Raw genomic sequence first — 15874 nt, forward strand, 5'->3', positions numbered from 1 at the left:
TATTGATAATTAATTACAGTTAATATTTGTTCTTAGGTGTAGGAGGGTGTTTGCTAAAATAAGGGGTGGAGATGCAGCTTCGAATGACAAACCAGCGGGAGATCATACTCCAAGAATTGCAGAAGAAAAAACAGCATCTTACTGCCGACGAACTCTACGATATCGTCAAGAAGGCAATGCCTCGTATCAGTCTTGCAACAGTGTACAGGAATCTGGAAATTCTCTCTGAAGCGGGCGTTATAGGAAAGCTTGAGATTAGCGGACGTCAGAAAAGATTTGATTACGACCCGGAAGAGCATGACCACATCTACTGTGTTGTCTGTCATCGGGTAGACAATCTTGATATAGAAAGAACCGATGATGATACCAAAAACATGGCATCTGTCGCCGGTTATACGGTTACTGGTTATCGCCTGGAAATAGTAGGTATCTGCGATGCGTGCCAGAAAAAAGAAGTAGAAAAAGAGAAAAATAGTTAACAAGACGATTGTCAGTCCCCTGCAAATGTACAAGAATTGCCCATCTACTCACATTTTCCACTCCACAACTTAAGCTTGCCTGGATGGAGTCTTTTATCTCTGTTGTTATTATCCTCACGAAGGTATTTTACCAGGACCTCATTTCAGCAAGAGCGGCGTTATTAAACCTGGCTGGTGACTCGTATCGATCCCACCTTCTCGCTGATTCCTTTTTTAAGCACCTCGCGGTTATATGCGGAGATAACGCTGCGTCGTTTCAGCATGCCGACCACCCATGGTTCTTCCAGTGATTCAACAACAGGAATTTCTTCAATTCCTTTAATATCAAACAATTGCATTGCTCTGTAGAGGGTGTCGTCGGGGGTCAGCATGATGATGTCACGGTGGCAAATTGAACCTACGGTCTGTTCTGCCCGGGTCTTGGAATCACGTTGAATAATCTGTTTGACGTCTGTCATGGAGACGATTCCCGTCATTTTTCCTGACTCGTCGATGACCGGGAAATAAAATCCGCTCTTGGATTCACTGAACGTCTGCAGTAACTGATTGATGTTAGCTTTTTCGCTTATAAAATTAACATCTTCTGTTATAGCCAGACCGACTTTAAGTGAATTCATGATAGCAACTTCACGGCCTTCGTGGATGTTGATCCCCTCCCGGCTGAAATCGACGGTGTCAATGGAATCTTCATCGAGTTTAGTGGCCACAATCGTACCGATGATAGAGGCGAGCATCGCGGGAACGATGATCTCATAGTTTCCGGTCATTTCAAACAACAGGAAAATAGCGGTAAGCGGGGCATGGGTTGAAGCAGCGAGGAAGGCACCTATGCCAACTGACGCATAGGCACCCGGGCCAGCAGTCATATCCGGGAACAGCCTATGCACAAATGAGCCAAAACTGCCGCCTATCATCGTCCCGATAAACAAGGCCGGTGCAAACAGTCCTCCGGCACCACCGGAGCCCAGGGTTACTGCTGTGGCAAATATTTTGAGAATGACAAGGGAGATCAACAGCTTGTTCATCTCGCTCCCGTAAAGTACCGCTTCGATAAAATGATAACCATCCCCCATAACCTGAGGGAACACTATACCGATTGTACCGACAATGAGGGCACCGGTGATCGGTTTTAATTGTGCTGGAATCTTCAGATTTTTATAAAAATCCCGAACACTGTAAAAAACCTTGATGTGAAAAACTGCAATAAAGCCAGTAATTACGGCAAGTAGAGCGTAGAGTGGAAGCTCTATGAAGTGATTAACTACGTGGTATTGAGGAATAACAAAAATGTTCGCTTCTCCGAAATAGGAGCGGGTGACGACGGTTGATATTGCCGAGGCCGTAATCAGTGCCGAAAATGACGATATTTCATAGGTGCCTAGCAGCACTATTTCTGCTGCAAAAAAAATGCCCGCTATCGGTGCATTGAACATTCCCGCAATTCCTCCGGCACAGCCGGCTGCAATATAGAGTTTCATCCTGTCTCCAGAAACCCGGAAAAACTGACCAACCTGTGATCCCATTGCCCCCCCGATCTGAGCGATTGGTCCTTCCACTCCAGCTGAGTTCCCTGTGCCTATGGTAAGGGCTGTAGAGATAATCTTTAAGAATATCGTACGGCTGCGGATGTATCCACCTTCAAGATTCACCTTGCGGAGAAATTTTGTAAAGCCGTATCCATTCACTTCCCCGGGAAAAAGCAGAGACAAAGGAATGAGAAGAATCATCCCGGCTACTGGGATGAGCGGCAGCAGGAGGAGGTACCACCCCCCTTCGTTGATATGCAAAACTTCCTTGCCACCTTTAAAGAAAAACTCCTCGATGAATTTGACAGTGATACGGAATATGATGTTGAGGATTCCGGACATGAGGCCGATAAATGTGGCTACAGCAAGAAGACGTGTGTTGTCTCCAGGCAGGAGTCTGCGAAGGTGTTTTTTCATGGCAGCAACGGATATATTGGACAGCACCAGATTTAGATCTGGCTGGCAGGATAGCAAATGAAAGACTTGGGTTAATTAAGCTCTAATAATGGCGCAAGGATGTCTATATAACACCACTCCGGCTATGATGAAAGCCCTTTAAGGTGTTTTTGTGAATGTTGGTGAAAAAAACAGTAGATACTGGAAGGTTATTAAAAAATAAATAACCAGCGGCCAGCAGAAGGGAAGGTAGCCGCGCGGGCAGGCAGAACATTCAAATGACTGTTTACTCTCAAACCTCAAAGAGGGAGATGGCTTTAAAAATAATAGAAGCCTCCGCCCTCTTTTTTTGGCAAGGCGTGTCCACTATGCCTTGAACTGTTTTTGATGCCAGCCTGTCATATACCTGAATTCTTCAGGCGGGGCCGAGACACTAATTTTTACCTGAATTCTGTTCCTGTGATTGATCGGTTATCCCGTCTCCTCCCTCTGTGGATTCTGTTGAGGCAGTTGCCGCCGGGAAGAGTTTCTCTTTGTCAAAATGATCCAGAAGCTGTTTTCCTGAAAAAGATGGGAGCTGGAAAAATTCATCTCTATCAGACACTTTGACGATAATATCATCCCCATTTGCCATGCGGCCAAAGGTATATTTCCGCTCTCCACCGCTATAGCTGAGTTCAACCGTCAGTGCGGGCTCCTTCATTCCGTATTCAGGCAATTCGTCTTTTCCTGCAACTTTGTCGATGGTCAGTAAAGCAAGCGCCGCAGCACAATCATCTGCGGCCTGCTGGTCAAGAGCTGTTCCCTCAGGGAGTTTTTCTGCCTGCCAAGGGGCCTTGTCAGTCTTGTTGTCTTCAGGGAGATCGCGATGGATTTGAACTCCATTAAATCCAAAAGAAGTTATCAGATTGCTTTGGAGCTGGAGTATTGTTTTATCCTGCCAGTTGTCGAGGTTGGCAGGTATTTCATAACTGCCTATGGCTGCAGTATAAACCGATTGCTGTTCCGCTGTTCGCACATGTGACTGTCTGGCTCCGGCACCTGTGCCAAGATACAGTTCTGCGAGAGACTTCGTACCATTTTTCAACTGCAGGTAGCAGGTGTAATCATCTGCTGCGACCTTAAAACGTTTCAGTGCCTGGGAGGATGTCGCCACCGGAAGGCTATATTGCAGACTGCTGAGCTTTGTCAGCAGTTGGTCAACTTTTTGCTGGTCGGCGGGAAATCCATCTGCAAGTTGCCACTGGCTGTTTCTTTTTACAAGTTGAAGGTTCATTTCCTGTTGTTTGAGGATGATGGTGTCAACCTCTGTTGTATTGAATTTCAGCAGTGCTTTGCCCTGGGCGTGACTTTCCAGCTCTGTTCCTCCCTTTAAAAGAAAGGCGATCAGTAGTGTCTGTAAGACGGCCAGAACAGCAAGGATACGGATTGAATATTTCATTGCTTATACCTCCGCCAGAATTTCTTGATAATAAGCCTGTTTCCGCCGTTGCCCCATCCTGCGCCATAACCAGACGAGTATCAGGCCGAACATGGCCAGAGCATAGTTCAGGTATTCCCAGAAAAGCTGTGTTCGGTGTTCCATGGGGACAAGGGTTCTGGCGAACTGGGCCCTGCTTCGTATTGTCATTAAACTCTCGTCGCCAAGTGACCAGTCAACACCATTCTGGATAAACTCAAAAGGGCCTGTATAAAGACTTCCCAGCCCCTGGGAGGCCAGGTTGATGACCGAATCACTGGCAAAGGTGTTGCTAGCAATAAGAATAATTCGGGCAGAATCGGAGGAATGGTCGATGATAGAGCCGACTACAGTCTTCTCTTTTTGCTTGTTTTCCTCTTTACCGCTATTCCCTGTGCTATCGTCTGCAGGTGCGCTGTCTTGCGCCTGCTCCTCAAGAAGTGGTGATTGTTTGCCTTTAAACCAGGAGTCAAATCGGCCCGTTATGGCAAGGGCCATCAGATAGGACTGTGGTGTCCCCTCCTGTTTGAATCCGGAATCGGGGTTTTTGACATAATCCGGCAATACATTAAGAGAATCTGACAGCCAGCTTTTTGAGGAGGAATGCAGGAGTTGGACGACCTCCCGGGTTTTGTTTTTGTCTGTGTCCACCTCTATGGGTGAGGCCCAGTTCAGTGTTAGTTGTCCCAGTGAGGCTGTCATGGGGCTTTGGTCACTCAAACCCGTATTGCGTATATCGGGAAAATGAGGATAGGGCATCATTTGAATTTCGTTAACGGAAATTGGTCCAAGATTGCGGCGCACAGGTACGGGGAGTGAGGCATTTTGCGGGTCAAGGACCATCTTTTCTTCTATTGTCAGACCGTTATGTGCCAGCCAGTCTTTAAGGCCGGATTGATGTCTGTTTGCTTCTAGGCTATTGCTGATTTCCACATCAAAAGGAGAGGTCGTCACCAATACCGTTCCTCCCTGCATCAAAAACTGGTCTACTGCAAAGAGCTGTCTGTTATTTAAACTGTCCGGAGCAAGTAGCAGTAACATGTCGGTGTCGGGGGAAACCTGTCCGTTTTGCAGATCTGTCTCTTTTATGCGCACATTTTCGGCAAGTTGCTCCAATAGCAACCTGTAGGTATTCCCTGTCTCGGGCATCATACCCATCTGTGCCATATAGGGATTGTCTTGTGGCGCGGGAGGTGTAACGACGGCTACGGTTTTCAGATATCCTGGAGTCATGCGTTGCACTGCTGCCTGAATCGAGCTTTTTAACTCCATGGAATTCAGTTCGCTGGGAAGCGGGACTGAAACGACCTCACCCTTGCTTTTTATGAGCATATAAAACCAGAAAGGTTTTGGATCAAAGATGTTGGCAATCTGAGGGCCAAACCCATAATCTTTTGCCAGCTGTTGCGCTACCGCACCACCGTCAGCATCCGGATCGACAAATTGAAAGGCAAATTTGCCTTCTGAGGACTGTTGAAACTCTGTAAGAACTTTTTTCAGTTCGTGGCTGAGCTCTACCAGGGCTTCAGGAAGTTGTTGTTCCGGGGAAATATAAGCGGTGAAACTGAGAGGGCTGTCCAGATTTGCGAAGATATCTCCTCCAGCCTGATAGGTGTTGGCAACCTTTTTTAAAGCCTGGCTGATGGCATACTCAGGGTTTTTGAGTAATACTTCCGGTTCGCCATTTGTCTGGGCTTTAAGTTCAATAAGATCTTCAAAAGAAAGACTTTCATACTGGTCTCCATATGCCACGACAATATTGAAATAGGAGTTCACAACCCCGGATTGATAACGACTGGCCATGCGGAAGGGAACCGGATGGATGCCGTATTTTTCAGCAGCCTCCTCTTCCAGTGCCTGACTCGTATGAGGGTCTACAAATTCAACGCGTACCTTATCGGCTCCGGCAACCTGATATTCCTCAAGCAGGTCTTTGATCTGTGGAACGAGAGGCTCAAGCAGGGGATGGCTTTTTTCAGAAAAATAGCCGCGGATAAGGAGCGGCTCCTGCAGTTGCTGCATAAGTTGTTTGGTTGCTGGCGAAAGTGAATAGATATTGTCCTGAGTCAAATCTATACGCGCCCAGCCGACAGTACTGAGCCAGACATTTGCCAGAAGAAAATTCAAGATGGCAAGTCCCGTCAGCCAGCCCCACTGTTTATGGCTGGGCTGGTTAACATTGCCGGCCCAGCGCAAGCGTTCCATGGAGAAAATGTTCAGTGTCAGAAAAATACCGACAATGGAGAGGTAATAATAGATATCCCGGATATCAAACACGCCACGTGTAATGGAGTCAAACCGTGAACCACTGCCAAAGAGTTCAAGGATTCCTCCAATCCTGTGACCAAAGAAGGTGGTGATAGTACTTGAACCTAATACATAAAAGGCCCCAGCCACGATCACGGTAAGTATCAGTGAAACGATCGGATTATCGGTTCGTCCACTCATGTAGAGACCAATCGCGATATAGGCTGCGGCGAGAAAAAGGCTTGCCAGGTACCCCCCAAGAACCGGTCCCCAGTCGAGAGGTCCAAGCAGGGCCACCGTCAGAGCGAGGGGGGTGGTGAGCAGCAGAGCCAGGGCGACCAGGCTCAGGCTCGCAAAAAACTTACCCACTATGAGAGTGATTGGGTTGATCGGGCAGGTCAGCAGACTCTCCAGAGTACCCGCGCGTCTCTCTTCTGCCCAGCTGCGCATGGTCAGTGCCGCTACCAGGAAAATGAGCAACAATGGCATCCAGGAGAATAATGGTTTTAGATCAGCAATATTGCGGGCAAAGAATGTCTCCCCCCAGAAAACCACAAAAAGGTTTACAATCAAAAACATACCCAAAAACAGCCAGGCTGCAGGTGATGCGAAAAAGCTGTTAAATTCCTTACGAGAAACTGTCATTAGCTTAGCCATTGACGACCTCCCTCTGATCTGCTGAGATACTGTTTACCTCTGTAAATAGTTTTTCCAAAGTTTTGACCTCCGGCTGCAGGGTGTACAATCTGTCTCCTGCCTGCTGCACTGCCTCGGCAATAATCGGAGCGCTCTCCGGAACTGCAACCAGTGAAAAATGATAGTGTCCGTTTTGCACTCCAAGGGATTCCAGGTGACGTACTTCCTTGATCTTACTCAGATAGGTGTCTGCCTTTTCATTGTTGACGCAAAGGAGTATTCTCTGGTTTGATTGAAGATCTTTCAGTTTCGAATCCACCACCATTTTTCCACTGCGCATGATGAGCACACGATCACAAACCGCCTGGACTTCCTGAAGAATATGGGTGGAAACGATGATGGTCGCATTTTTGGCGAGATCCCGGATCAGACTGCGCATCTGAAGGATCTGAGTGGGATCAAGGCCATTGGTTGGTTCGTCCAGGACGAGGATCGCTGGATCGTGGAGAATTGCCTGGGCTACCCCAACCCGTTGTCGATAGCCTCGTGATAATGTCTGAATGGTTGCTGTTGCCTTTTGCTGCAGGGCAGTACGCCGGACGGCACGGGCAATGGCTTCTTTTTGCAAATCTTCCGGGATACCATGTAAGCTGGCCTGGTACTGCAGATAATCGAGTACCACCATTTCCGGCCACACAGGACAATTTTCCGGCAAATATCCTATTTTCTCCTGAATCTTTATGGTATCTGCACCAATGCAGAGCCCGTCAACCTCAATACTTCCTGAGGTCGGTTCAAGAAAGCCGGTGATCATTTTCATGATTGTGGTTTTTCCTGCACCATTATGTCCGAGCAGACCGACCACTTCACCTTTTTGGATGTGGAAAGAGACGTCATCAACCGCCTTGAAACCATTGTAATGACGACTCAGGTTACTGATTCGTATCATCTGTATTCTCCTGCAATGTATTAATAAATCAATAGCCTTACGACAGGCTCAAAATATCAAATGAACATTACGGAAATCTTGCCGAAATATTACAAGAGTGTAATGTTGTTTTGTTTGTCAGGTTTTTCGGGGTATATAACGGATATCTCTACCTGGGAGGGGTGATGGGAAAAAAGAGTTGCAAGCTGTCGACGACATTCAATTATCACGGGTTTTTTTGTGACAAGCTGTTTACTGTAACAGATAGAGATGGCACAAAAAAATCAACCCAATTGAGAGGAGGATATTTATGAGCGCAGAAACATTTGAACAACAGGTGGCGAACCTGAAAAATCAAGTTGCTGAACTGGTAGATGACACCAGTGATGATCATGTCGAGGAGGTTGCCCTGAGGCTTGAGGGGCTGAATTTCACCCCTCCGGTGGTAACCCCGGTAAAGCTGTTTATACGATTGCGCAACGACGACCTGCTGGATGAAATTGACCGAATACTCGGTCTGCCCGATGCAGAAGCCTGTGCACTGGCACCAGATGACAGCCGTAAGTGTGAAGACTTACGAATTCAGTATATTACAGTCCTGATATATTATTATACAAAACTCCTGAAACTGCGTGGGGGTGATGTGGATGAGTGGGATGAGGTTGACGAACTCTATGTGCATGACTGATGCATCCTGAAGGGAGCATAGATGAACCAGCTTATGCGTACCTTCAGTTCTGTTTGTCGCGCCCGATATGGTCAGGCGGTTGGCAAGGTTCCTGTTGATATCGGGCGTATTTGTCCTAATCGCAGTAAAGGGGGCTGTATCTTCTGCAGGCCAGCCAGCTTTACCCCTCTTTATTTGGAGAGTACTGATGCTGTTATAATCCAGGTTGAAAAGGCAAAAGAGGCGATGTTGCGGGGGCGTTTTAAAAAGTACTTTGCCTACTTCCAGCAGGAGACCTGTACAGCTGCGCCTGTCGATGAGCTTCTTCGGCTCGCGTCTCTCCTTCTGCACGATGACAGCTGTGTTGGTTTGATACTCTCGACCAGGCCTGATGCCGTGGCTGCAGAGTTGCTTGCTCCTCTGTCAGAGCTGATAAAGGCTTCCGGCAAGGACTGTCTGTTTGAGCTTGGGGTACAGACTGTACACGAGCAGGGACTGCAGCTGCTAAACAGAAACCATAGTTATGCTGACTTTGCCAAGGCGGTGACACGTATCCAACAGTACGGATGTTTTGAGGTCGGTGCCCATCTGATCTTTGGAATCCCGGGGGAGAGGAGAAGCGATATGCTGGAATCAGTCAGGACGGTATGTGCTCTGGGGATTGATGCGCTTAAACTCCATCACCTGCAGGTCATTCAAGAAACCCCGCTGGAAAAATTGTATCTGGCCGGTGGGGTAGAGCTTTTTTCACTGGACTCTTATCTCAGTTTTCTGCTAGAGGTTATCGTTATTATTCCTGAAACTGTAACATTGCACCGGTTGTGGGCGACTTCCCATCCCGATCTTCTCGTGGCTCCCAAATGGAATGTGCTGGCGAGTGAACTGAGTAAAAAGTTGAGTGAAATGATGAATCAGCAGGGGCTCTGGCAGGGAAAAGCCCTGGCTGAATCCCTGTAAGACCTTGAACGTGAAATGAAATGGCCCTCCAGATGAGGACGCTGGAGGGGAAAATTAGATTAACTGCCTTGGAAGAAGGATCTCCACATGGCAATGTTAATGAAGAGATGATATTCTGACTGGGCTTGAAAACAACAGTCCCTATAGAAGAGTGAAAAGGATTAACATGGAAGAAAAATTTGAAATACGATTTGCCGAGCGCATGAATCAGCTGCCTCCATATCTTTTTGGTATGATCAACAAGATGAAAATGGAAAAACGCTGGAGAGGGGATGATGTAATTGATCTTGGAATGGGCAATCCGATTGATCCAACGCCTGGTCCTGTCACAGAAAAACTCTGTGAAGTTGCCTCGGACCCCAAAATTCATCGTTATCCTGTCGCGGGTGGAATGAAAAATCTCAAGCGGGAGATTGCTCTCTACTATAAACGCAACTACGACGTAGATCTGACAGGAGAAGACGATGTAATCTGTACCATCGGCTCTAAAGAAGGCATCTCGCATCTTTGTCTGGCTCTTCTTGGACCGGGGGATACGATATTGACACCGGCACCTGCATTTCCCATCCATGTCTATGCCGCAGTCATTGCCGGGGCAAATGTCCTGCGCATCCCGCTCAGCACAGAAGAGACCTTCCTTGCCCAGATTGTAGGAATGTGCAAGTCGCTCTACCCCGGGCCAAAGCTTCTCATGCTTAACTTCCCTCACAACCCCACCGGAACTCTGGTCTCTAAGGAGTTTTTTGCCGAGGTGGTGAAGCTTGCCAAGAAATACAATTTTATGGTGATCAACGATTTTGCCTATTCCAAGATAACCTTTGACGGCCTCGTTGCCCCGAGTCTGCTCGAAGTCCCTGGCGCAATGGATGTTGGTGTCGAGTTTGGCTCTTTCTCTAAATCCTATAATATGGCTGGCTGGCGGCTTGGTTACTGTGTCGGCAATACCCAGATGATCGGTGGTTTGTCCAAAATAAAAGGCTATTACGACTATGGTATCTTTTCGGCCATTCAGGTGGCGGGCATTGTGGCCATGCGTGATTGTGACGAGAATATCACCGAACAGGTCGAGGTCTATCAAAAGCGTCGGGATTTTCTCTGCGATGGACTGACTAAAATGGGCTGGGATGTTGAACCTCCAAAGTCAGGAATGTTTCTCTGGGCCAAAATTCCAGAGCCCTATGTCAAGATGGGCTCCATTAAATTCTCCATTGAAATGATGAACCGGGCAAACGTTGCTCTGGCACCTGGTGCAGGCTTTGGTGTGGAAGGGGATGAGTATCTGCGTCTTGCCCTGGTGGAAAATGAGCACAGGGTCGGCCAGGCGCTCAAACAGATGAAACGGGCGTTACATGATATTGACGAAGAAGTCGCCGCTGGGACTTTTAGACTTGATCCGGACATGTAGCCCTGCATGTTGTTCTGCTGTGGTTTCTAGTCATTGACAAGAAAGGATCAGAGAGAGGTACCTGGTCCTTTCTTGCTTTTCTGTTTCACCATTTATTGCTGGATGCCAATTGTCTGATTTGGAAGATAGGTGTATATAAAAAGACAGAAAAACTGATGTCATCAAGAAGTATGGCACATTACGATGAACAATGAGCTGTTCTCTTGTTCGTCTCTTACCTATCAAACCAAAAAGGAGAACCTAAGATGAGTACAACAGACAACCTCAAGGATGCATTTGCAGGAGAAAGTCAGGCAAATCAGAAATACCGTGCTTTTGCAAAAAAAGCTGAAAAAGAGGGTTTTTCCAACATTGCAAAGCTGTTTCGTACCACCGCTGAAGCTGAGCGAATTCATGCCGAGGGGCATCTGAAGGCGCTGGAGATGATCGCCTCTACCGCTGAAAATCTGCAGTCAGCAATAGATGGTGAGACGTATGAGTTTGAAGAGATGTACCCACCTATGCTGGACCTGGCACAAAAAGATGGCCACAAGGCAAAGACCATGTTCAAGTTTGCAGTCGATGCTGAAGAGGTTCACGCAATTATCTATAAAAAAGCCCTTGAAGCAGTGAAAAGCGGCGTTGATATGGATGTCAGTGAGTTTTACCTCTGCCCGATCTGTGGTTACATTGAGGTCGGTTCAACTCCTGAGAAGTGCCCGGTCTGCGGCGCTCTTGGCAAGGTATTTGTCCAGGTGGACTGATTCCCGCCTTCTTTAATCTAACGGTAAAAGGCAGCAGTGGGTTTTTCCACTGCTGCCTTTTTTGCTCTATGAGATTGTTACAGGTGTTTTTTTCGAAGGACTTTTTTGTCTATCTTTCCCACACTGGTTTTATCGATCTCGGTTACGTACTGCACCTTCATTAGCAGGGCGAGTTTGGTCATGAGGCCTTTATCAATGAAAGCTCGAACGTGATTGACGATCTCCTTTTCTTTAGGGGCCTCTTCTGCGCCGTCGAGAACAATGAGGGCCAGAGGCTTTTCTCCCCACTTCTCATCATTCATGCCTATGACGGCCACCTCTGCCACCCGTGGATGGAGGTTGATGATATCTTCAAGCTCAAGGGATGAGAGCCACTCTCCACCCACTTTAATAACATCTTTCATCCTGTCGGTAATATTGACATAGTTATATTGGTCAAGGGTTGCCACATCGCCGGTGTGCAGGTAGCCTCCTTTCCAGAGATTTTCAGAATTGCGGCTGTCTTTCCAGTAACCTTGGGTCAACCAGGGAGAACGAACCACAATCTCACCAACACTTTCACCGTCCGCTGGGACATCTTTCATATTCTCATCGACAACCCTGATCTGAGTAAGAGGTAGAGAACGGCCGGTTGTGCAGCGAATGTTGGTATCTTCTTCTTCAGTTAAGTCTCTGGTGCCGACATGGGCTATGGTGAGGACCGGGCAGGTTTCCGACATGCCATAACCCGCAAAAAGGTCAATGCCCTTTACCTTTGCAGCCTGGCACATTTTTTTTGGCAGGGAAGCTCCACCTATGACCACCTTCCAACCGGTGAGGTCAATGGTTTCATATTCAGGGCATGCCATCAGCATATTCATGATGGTGGGGACGCAGTGGGAAAAGGTCACCTTCTCTTTTTCGAGCAGTCCCAGCAGCACAGTAGGTACATATTTGCCAGGATAGACCTGTTTGACGCCGACTGTGGTTGCAATATAGGGAAATCCCCAGGCATGGACATGAAACATCGGGGTGATCGGCATGTAGACGTCTTTTTGGTGAAATCGTCCCTGCTCATGGGACGTTGCCAGCGATGCAATGGTGCCAAGGGTATGCAAAACAAGCTGTCGATGACTGAAATAAACACCCTTGGGGAGTCCTGTGGTGCCGGTAGTGTAAAAGGTTGTAGCCCTTGTATTCTCATCAAAATCGGCAAAATCGAATTCAGCAGAGGCGTCAGCGAGCAGAGCCTCATACTCTCCGATAATAGGAAGAGCCGTCTCTGGTTGAGGGTCTTCCGGAGTATCATTGAGCAGGATAAATTCTTTGACGGTATTAATCCGTCCTTTGATCTGATCCAGGATGGGTAAGAAGTCACTGTTTACCAGAAGAAAATCGTCTTCTGCGTGGTCAATGGTATAGATGATCTGCTCTGGAGAGAGCCTGACGTTTACCGTGTGCAGCACTGCGCCGAGCATGGGTACTGCATAAAAACACTCGAGATATCTGTGACTGTCCCAATCCATGATGGCCACAGTGTCACCAGGCTTCACCCCCATTGTGGTGAGGGCATTCGCCAGCTGCCTGACCCGTTTTTTAAACTCACGATAGGTAAAGCGTAAAGAGTCCCGGTAGACGATTTCCTGATCAGGATTGTCAACGATAGGGGCCAGAAACATGTTTTTTATAATGAGGGGATAGGAGTAGGCTGATTGGGTCCGTACTATGAGGTTGTCGCTCATATATTCTCTCCGGGGAAAAGTTTTTCATTCGGTGTTGATTCTGTTTTCCTATAAAAAACATAAAATGGGGAGAATTGTAATATTTTTCTGAAATTGTAATATTTTTCTGACAGTCCGGTTTGGGGAAAGCTAAAAAAAATGGCAATCGGTCTAAAGAGGATTATGTATTCTGTGTGGCTATTGGTCTTACAATTGTTGTTTCAACTGTTATTTATAAAAAGGATAGAAAATATGCTTGCAACCGATAAAATTTCTAATGCGTTTAAGGCTATAGTTGAAGAAGCTGAAAAAATTTCAAAAGATGCAACGGCCGAAGATGTGCTCAAGGTCGCTAAGACTATAATTTCCATCGCCAAACATCAAAATGATATTCGTGGTGCTGAGGGTGGACATTGCACTTCGAAATGTGCCTGTCATTCTTGATTTTCAGGTGCCGTTGCGCTGGTATATTTAATACTGCAACATGAGTTGCCGGGATTGATTGAAGGTGCATCAAGCGTTTGGAGAAAGGACTCGGGCGAGGTAAAGGTAGTTTTTGGCCCCGAGTCCTTTAAAGTTTTTCTTTTCTGAGCATTACCCGTTAATTTTCGGCAAGCGGGTAGGGATGACTGAGTTCATCCGTTGAAAAGCTTACCGGTACGCCCTCAAAAGGAGTCCTTCTTTTCGTTGTTGGCCCGTGCGGCTCCTGCATGTCTTTTAACAATTCTATGCTGGTCAGAAGCCCTTTGGTGTGTCTGGCAAGACGTATGGACATTCCTGCTATCTGGGCGAGTGCGTTGACAAAGTTGACATCAGCGAGGCTAGCCTCCCAGGGTTCTGCCGTGTAGACACGGAGGGCCCCGATGATTTTTCTGTTTACCCGGATCGGTACGGAAAGGATTGAGGCAATCCCTTCTTTTTGAGCGGCCTCAGGATATTGCAGGCGAGGGTCGTCCTTGGTGTCGTAGATAGCGACAGGGCCATCAGCCAGGGACTCGGCAATGGAGCGCATGGCGCTGAGGGGCCCCTTGTTCAGGTATTCATCACTGAGCCCATTGGAGGCGGCAACTTTAAGTTCCTTAGAGTGAGGATCGAGTAAAAAAAGCGCGCACCCTTTAATCTCGAGGGCGGTTTTGATGCCTTCAACGGTCATGAGAGCAATTTCTTCCGGTTCTTTTGAGTGAGAAATAGTATCAACGACCTTTAGAAACACGTCATAGTTCAATTGATCTCGCATGGTATTCTCCTCCTGGTTGAATCAACTGTGGTGCTGTAAGGTTACACGACAAGGTATTGATTCTAAAAGGGGTGGGACACACTACAGATCTTGGTGGGTACTCATAAAAAAAGCCGTGCCACCTCTTCTTGAGGTAGCCCGGCTTTCTCGAGAGATCCGTGGCTTTCCGTCCCCGTTTCACTACGGGTTTGGCTTTGTCTCATTGGTAAACTCTTATACCTTCTATTGTATCGAAATGGCGATGGCCTTGTCAATACGACAGCGTAGCTCTGTGTTTTGTCAGGCAAAGAAAAAATGAAGAAATGTATACGGAGAAGGAAGATTATGATTATTATAAACCACAGTTCATTATGTAACTGATGAAGATCATATCCTTTAATTTTAAAAAGTGAGCGTGTTTGATATTATGGCAATGCAATACAGTCTGTTCCCCGAACCAAAACCAACCATAGCAATAGTTGATATAGAAACCACAGGGTTTTTAAACCAGAAAGGTTTAATCGTCGAAATAGGAATAGTGAGTCTAAACTTGAACTCGGGTACGATCAAAGAGGAGTTTGACAGCCTGATCAGGGAACCGGGTTTGAATACTGCCCATGCAAAGCCTCCCTATGGATGGATTTTTGAAAATTCCTCCCTCAGTTATGAAGAAGTGAGCAGAGCACCATTGCTTTCAGATCTCTTTAAGGAGATTCAGTCGGTATTTGATAAATACCCCACAGGCCTTACCGCATATAATGCAGCGTTTGATCTGCCCTTTTTACGCTCAAGGTCTTTTAGCTTTAAACAGCTTCCCTGCCCAATGATTGCGGCAACTCCGGTGGTAAACCTCCCTCCAAATCCAGGCAAGAATACGCCCAAATGGCCAAAGGTCGAAGAGGCCTGGGATTTTCTGTTTGGCGATACCGGCTATATTGAAAGCCACAGGGCACTCGACGATGCAAAGCATGAGGCCGAAATCGTCTATGAGCTGTATAAGCGAGGAGACTACGTTCTCCCTTAACGCTCAGCTTTAGTACTTTCATGGTGAATCCAGTATTGTCAGGGCCGTATGTGGCGGTGCAGTCCTGATTGTTACAAGCGGTTCACCATATCACAACAAAAAATGCGGCTGTTTTGTTGGCATCTGCAGGACAATGTCGTTGCAGTGAGCAGTGAGCAGTGTAGCTTGTGGATGTTTGGATTGTTGAAGGATCTGTTTAACCCCTACCCACCACGTCCTTTTCTGCCCATAATCCCTGTCTGTACTTAAATTTTTTCTTTAATTTTTAGTAGGTGTTCATATAGTGAAAAAGTGCTTGTACTAGCCCGTATTTCTCACCAAGTGGCAATTGGAGGCCAACAATCAAAAAATCGCGTAAAAATTGTTTTTTGGACGACACATATTTTGAAAAATGAGCCCCTGAAACATATATTTGTCGTTCTGGGTAGCATTAAAGGACAAAACCGAGCGAAATTGTCGAATATAAGACGCACCTGTCCCTTCATTTACGC

Annotated in this window: 14 protein-coding genes and 1 riboswitch; of the genes, 8 read left to right on the plus strand and 6 right to left on the minus strand. The window is 47.0% G+C overall.

What is annotated here, in order from left to right:
* Positions 1–71: 71 nt before the first annotated feature.
* Entirely contained in the window at positions 72–479 is a 408-nt protein-coding gene (locus FCL48_RS23450; RefSeq protein ID WP_136876301.1) for a Fur family transcriptional regulator, read from the plus strand.
* A 161-nt stretch (positions 480–640) separates the two neighbouring features.
* Here the strand turns inward: FCL48_RS23450 and FCL48_RS23455 are convergent, their stop codons facing one another.
* The 4 genes from FCL48_RS23455 to FCL48_RS23470 all read right to left on the minus strand — a co-directional run bounded on the left by FCL48_RS23455 (position 641) and on the right by FCL48_RS23470 (position 7692).
* Entirely contained in the window at positions 641–2422 is a 1782-nt protein-coding gene (locus FCL48_RS23455) for a chloride channel protein (protein WP_136876303.1), read from the minus strand.
* Positions 2423–2834: 412 nt separating this feature from the next.
* Positions 2835–3842, minus strand: a complete 1008-nt coding sequence (locus FCL48_RS23460; protein ID WP_136876305.1) for a DUF4340 domain-containing protein — start codon at positions 3840–3842, stop codon at positions 2835–2837.
* 3 nt (positions 3843–3845) lie between these two features.
* Positions 3846–6764, minus strand: coding sequence for a Gldg family protein (locus FCL48_RS23465; RefSeq protein WP_136876307.1), 2919 nt, complete (start codon positions 6762–6764; stop codon positions 3846–3848).
* Positions 6757–7692, minus strand: coding sequence for an ABC transporter ATP-binding protein (locus FCL48_RS23470; RefSeq protein WP_136876309.1), 936 nt, complete (start codon positions 7690–7692; stop codon positions 6757–6759). Before FCL48_RS23470 ends, FCL48_RS23465 begins: the two co-directional genes overlap by 8 nt.
* A 289-nt stretch (positions 7693–7981) precedes the next feature.
* Between FCL48_RS23470 and FCL48_RS23475 the strand changes: the two genes are divergently transcribed.
* The 4 genes from FCL48_RS23475 (at position 7982) to FCL48_RS23490 (ending at position 11443) form a co-directional block, all read left to right on the plus strand.
* Entirely contained in the window at positions 7982–8359 is a 378-nt protein-coding gene (locus FCL48_RS23475) for a hypothetical protein (protein ID WP_136876311.1), read from the plus strand.
* A gap of 21 nt (positions 8360–8380) precedes the next feature.
* Entirely contained in the window at positions 8381–9295 is a 915-nt protein-coding gene (locus FCL48_RS23480) for a TIGR01212 family radical SAM protein (protein ID WP_136876313.1), read from the plus strand.
* A 166-nt stretch (positions 9296–9461) separates the two neighbouring features.
* A complete protein-coding gene (locus FCL48_RS23485) occupies positions 9462–10700 on the plus strand; it encodes an aminotransferase class I/II-fold pyridoxal phosphate-dependent enzyme (RefSeq protein ID WP_136876315.1) in 1239 nt (412 codons plus the stop codon).
* 245 nt (positions 10701–10945) lie between these two features.
* A complete protein-coding gene (locus FCL48_RS23490; RefSeq protein WP_136876316.1) occupies positions 10946–11443 on the plus strand; it encodes a rubrerythrin family protein in 498 nt (165 codons plus the stop codon).
* Between the two features lie 77 nt (positions 11444–11520).
* On the opposite strand, the gene FCL48_RS23495 is transcribed toward FCL48_RS23490, so the two are convergent.
* The gene (locus tag FCL48_RS23495) at positions 11521–13164 is read right to left on the minus strand and encodes a fatty acid--CoA ligase (RefSeq protein WP_136876318.1); all 1644 of its coding nucleotides are present in this window, start codon (positions 13162–13164) and stop codon (positions 11521–11523) included.
* A 231-nt stretch (positions 13165–13395) separates the two neighbouring features.
* Here FCL48_RS23495 and FCL48_RS23500 point away from each other — a divergent pair, with 231 nt between their 5' ends.
* Positions 13396–13587: a hypothetical protein gene (locus FCL48_RS23500; protein ID WP_136876320.1), complete on the plus strand. Its 192-nt coding sequence runs from the start codon at positions 13396–13398 to the stop codon at positions 13585–13587.
* A gap of 157 nt (positions 13588–13744) precedes the next feature.
* On the opposite strand, the gene FCL48_RS23505 is transcribed toward FCL48_RS23500, so the two are convergent.
* Positions 13745–14380: a GAF domain-containing protein gene (locus tag FCL48_RS23505; protein ID WP_136876322.1), complete on the minus strand. Its 636-nt coding sequence runs from the start codon at positions 14378–14380 to the stop codon at positions 13745–13747.
* 129 nt (positions 14381–14509) lie between these two features.
* Positions 14510–14583, minus strand: a riboswitch (cyclic di-GMP riboswitch).
* Between the two features lie 203 nt (positions 14584–14786).
* Between FCL48_RS23505 and FCL48_RS23510 the strand changes: the two genes are divergently transcribed.
* Positions 14787–15383, plus strand: coding sequence for a 3'-5' exonuclease (locus FCL48_RS23510; protein ID WP_136876324.1), 597 nt, complete (start codon positions 14787–14789; stop codon positions 15381–15383).
* 291 nt (positions 15384–15674) lie between these two features.
* Positions 15675–15874 (plus strand): hypothetical protein (locus FCL48_RS25295; RefSeq protein ID WP_205747811.1); only part of this gene is annotated, 200 nt, incomplete at its 3' end.

The sequence above is a fragment of the Desulforhopalus sp. IMCC35007 genome (assembly GCF_005116575.1).
GTDB lineage: Bacteria > Desulfobacterota > Desulfobulbia > Desulfobulbales > Desulfocapsaceae > Desulforhopalus_A.

What these genes read in the sequence shown, in the direction of transcription:
- FCL48_RS23450 (WP_136876301.1), top strand. Translation starts at nt 72, where the DNA reads ATGCAGCTTCGAATGACAAACCAGCGGGAGATCATACTCCAAGAATTG.
- FCL48_RS23455 (WP_136876303.1), bottom strand. Translation starts at nt 2,422, where the DNA reads ATGAAAAAACACCTTCGCAGACTCCTGCCTGGAGACAACACACGTCTT.
- FCL48_RS23460 (WP_136876305.1), bottom strand. Translation starts at nt 3,842, where the DNA reads ATGAAATATTCAATCCGTATCCTTGCTGTTCTGGCCGTCTTACAGACA.
- FCL48_RS23465 (WP_136876307.1), bottom strand. Translation starts at nt 6,764, where the DNA reads ATGGCTAAGCTAATGACAGTTTCTCGTAAGGAATTTAACAGCTTTTTC.
- FCL48_RS23470 (WP_136876309.1), bottom strand. Translation starts at nt 7,692, where the DNA reads ATGATACGAATCAGTAACCTGAGTCGTCATTACAATGGTTTCAAGGCG.
- FCL48_RS23475 (WP_136876311.1), top strand. Translation starts at nt 7,982, where the DNA reads ATGAGCGCAGAAACATTTGAACAACAGGTGGCGAACCTGAAAAATCAA.
- FCL48_RS23480 (WP_136876313.1), top strand. Translation starts at nt 8,381, where the DNA reads ATGAACCAGCTTATGCGTACCTTCAGTTCTGTTTGTCGCGCCCGATAT.
- FCL48_RS23485 (WP_136876315.1), top strand. Translation starts at nt 9,462, where the DNA reads ATGGAAGAAAAATTTGAAATACGATTTGCCGAGCGCATGAATCAGCTG.
- FCL48_RS23490 (WP_136876316.1), top strand. Translation starts at nt 10,946, where the DNA reads ATGAGTACAACAGACAACCTCAAGGATGCATTTGCAGGAGAAAGTCAG.
- FCL48_RS23495 (WP_136876318.1), bottom strand. Translation starts at nt 13,164, where the DNA reads ATGAGCGACAACCTCATAGTACGGACCCAATCAGCCTACTCCTATCCC.
- FCL48_RS23500 (WP_136876320.1), top strand. Translation starts at nt 13,396, where the DNA reads ATGCTTGCAACCGATAAAATTTCTAATGCGTTTAAGGCTATAGTTGAA.
- FCL48_RS23505 (WP_136876322.1), bottom strand. Translation starts at nt 14,380, where the DNA reads ATGCGAGATCAATTGAACTATGACGTGTTTCTAAAGGTCGTTGATACT.
- FCL48_RS23510 (WP_136876324.1), top strand. Translation starts at nt 14,787, where the DNA reads ATGGCAATGCAATACAGTCTGTTCCCCGAACCAAAACCAACCATAGCA.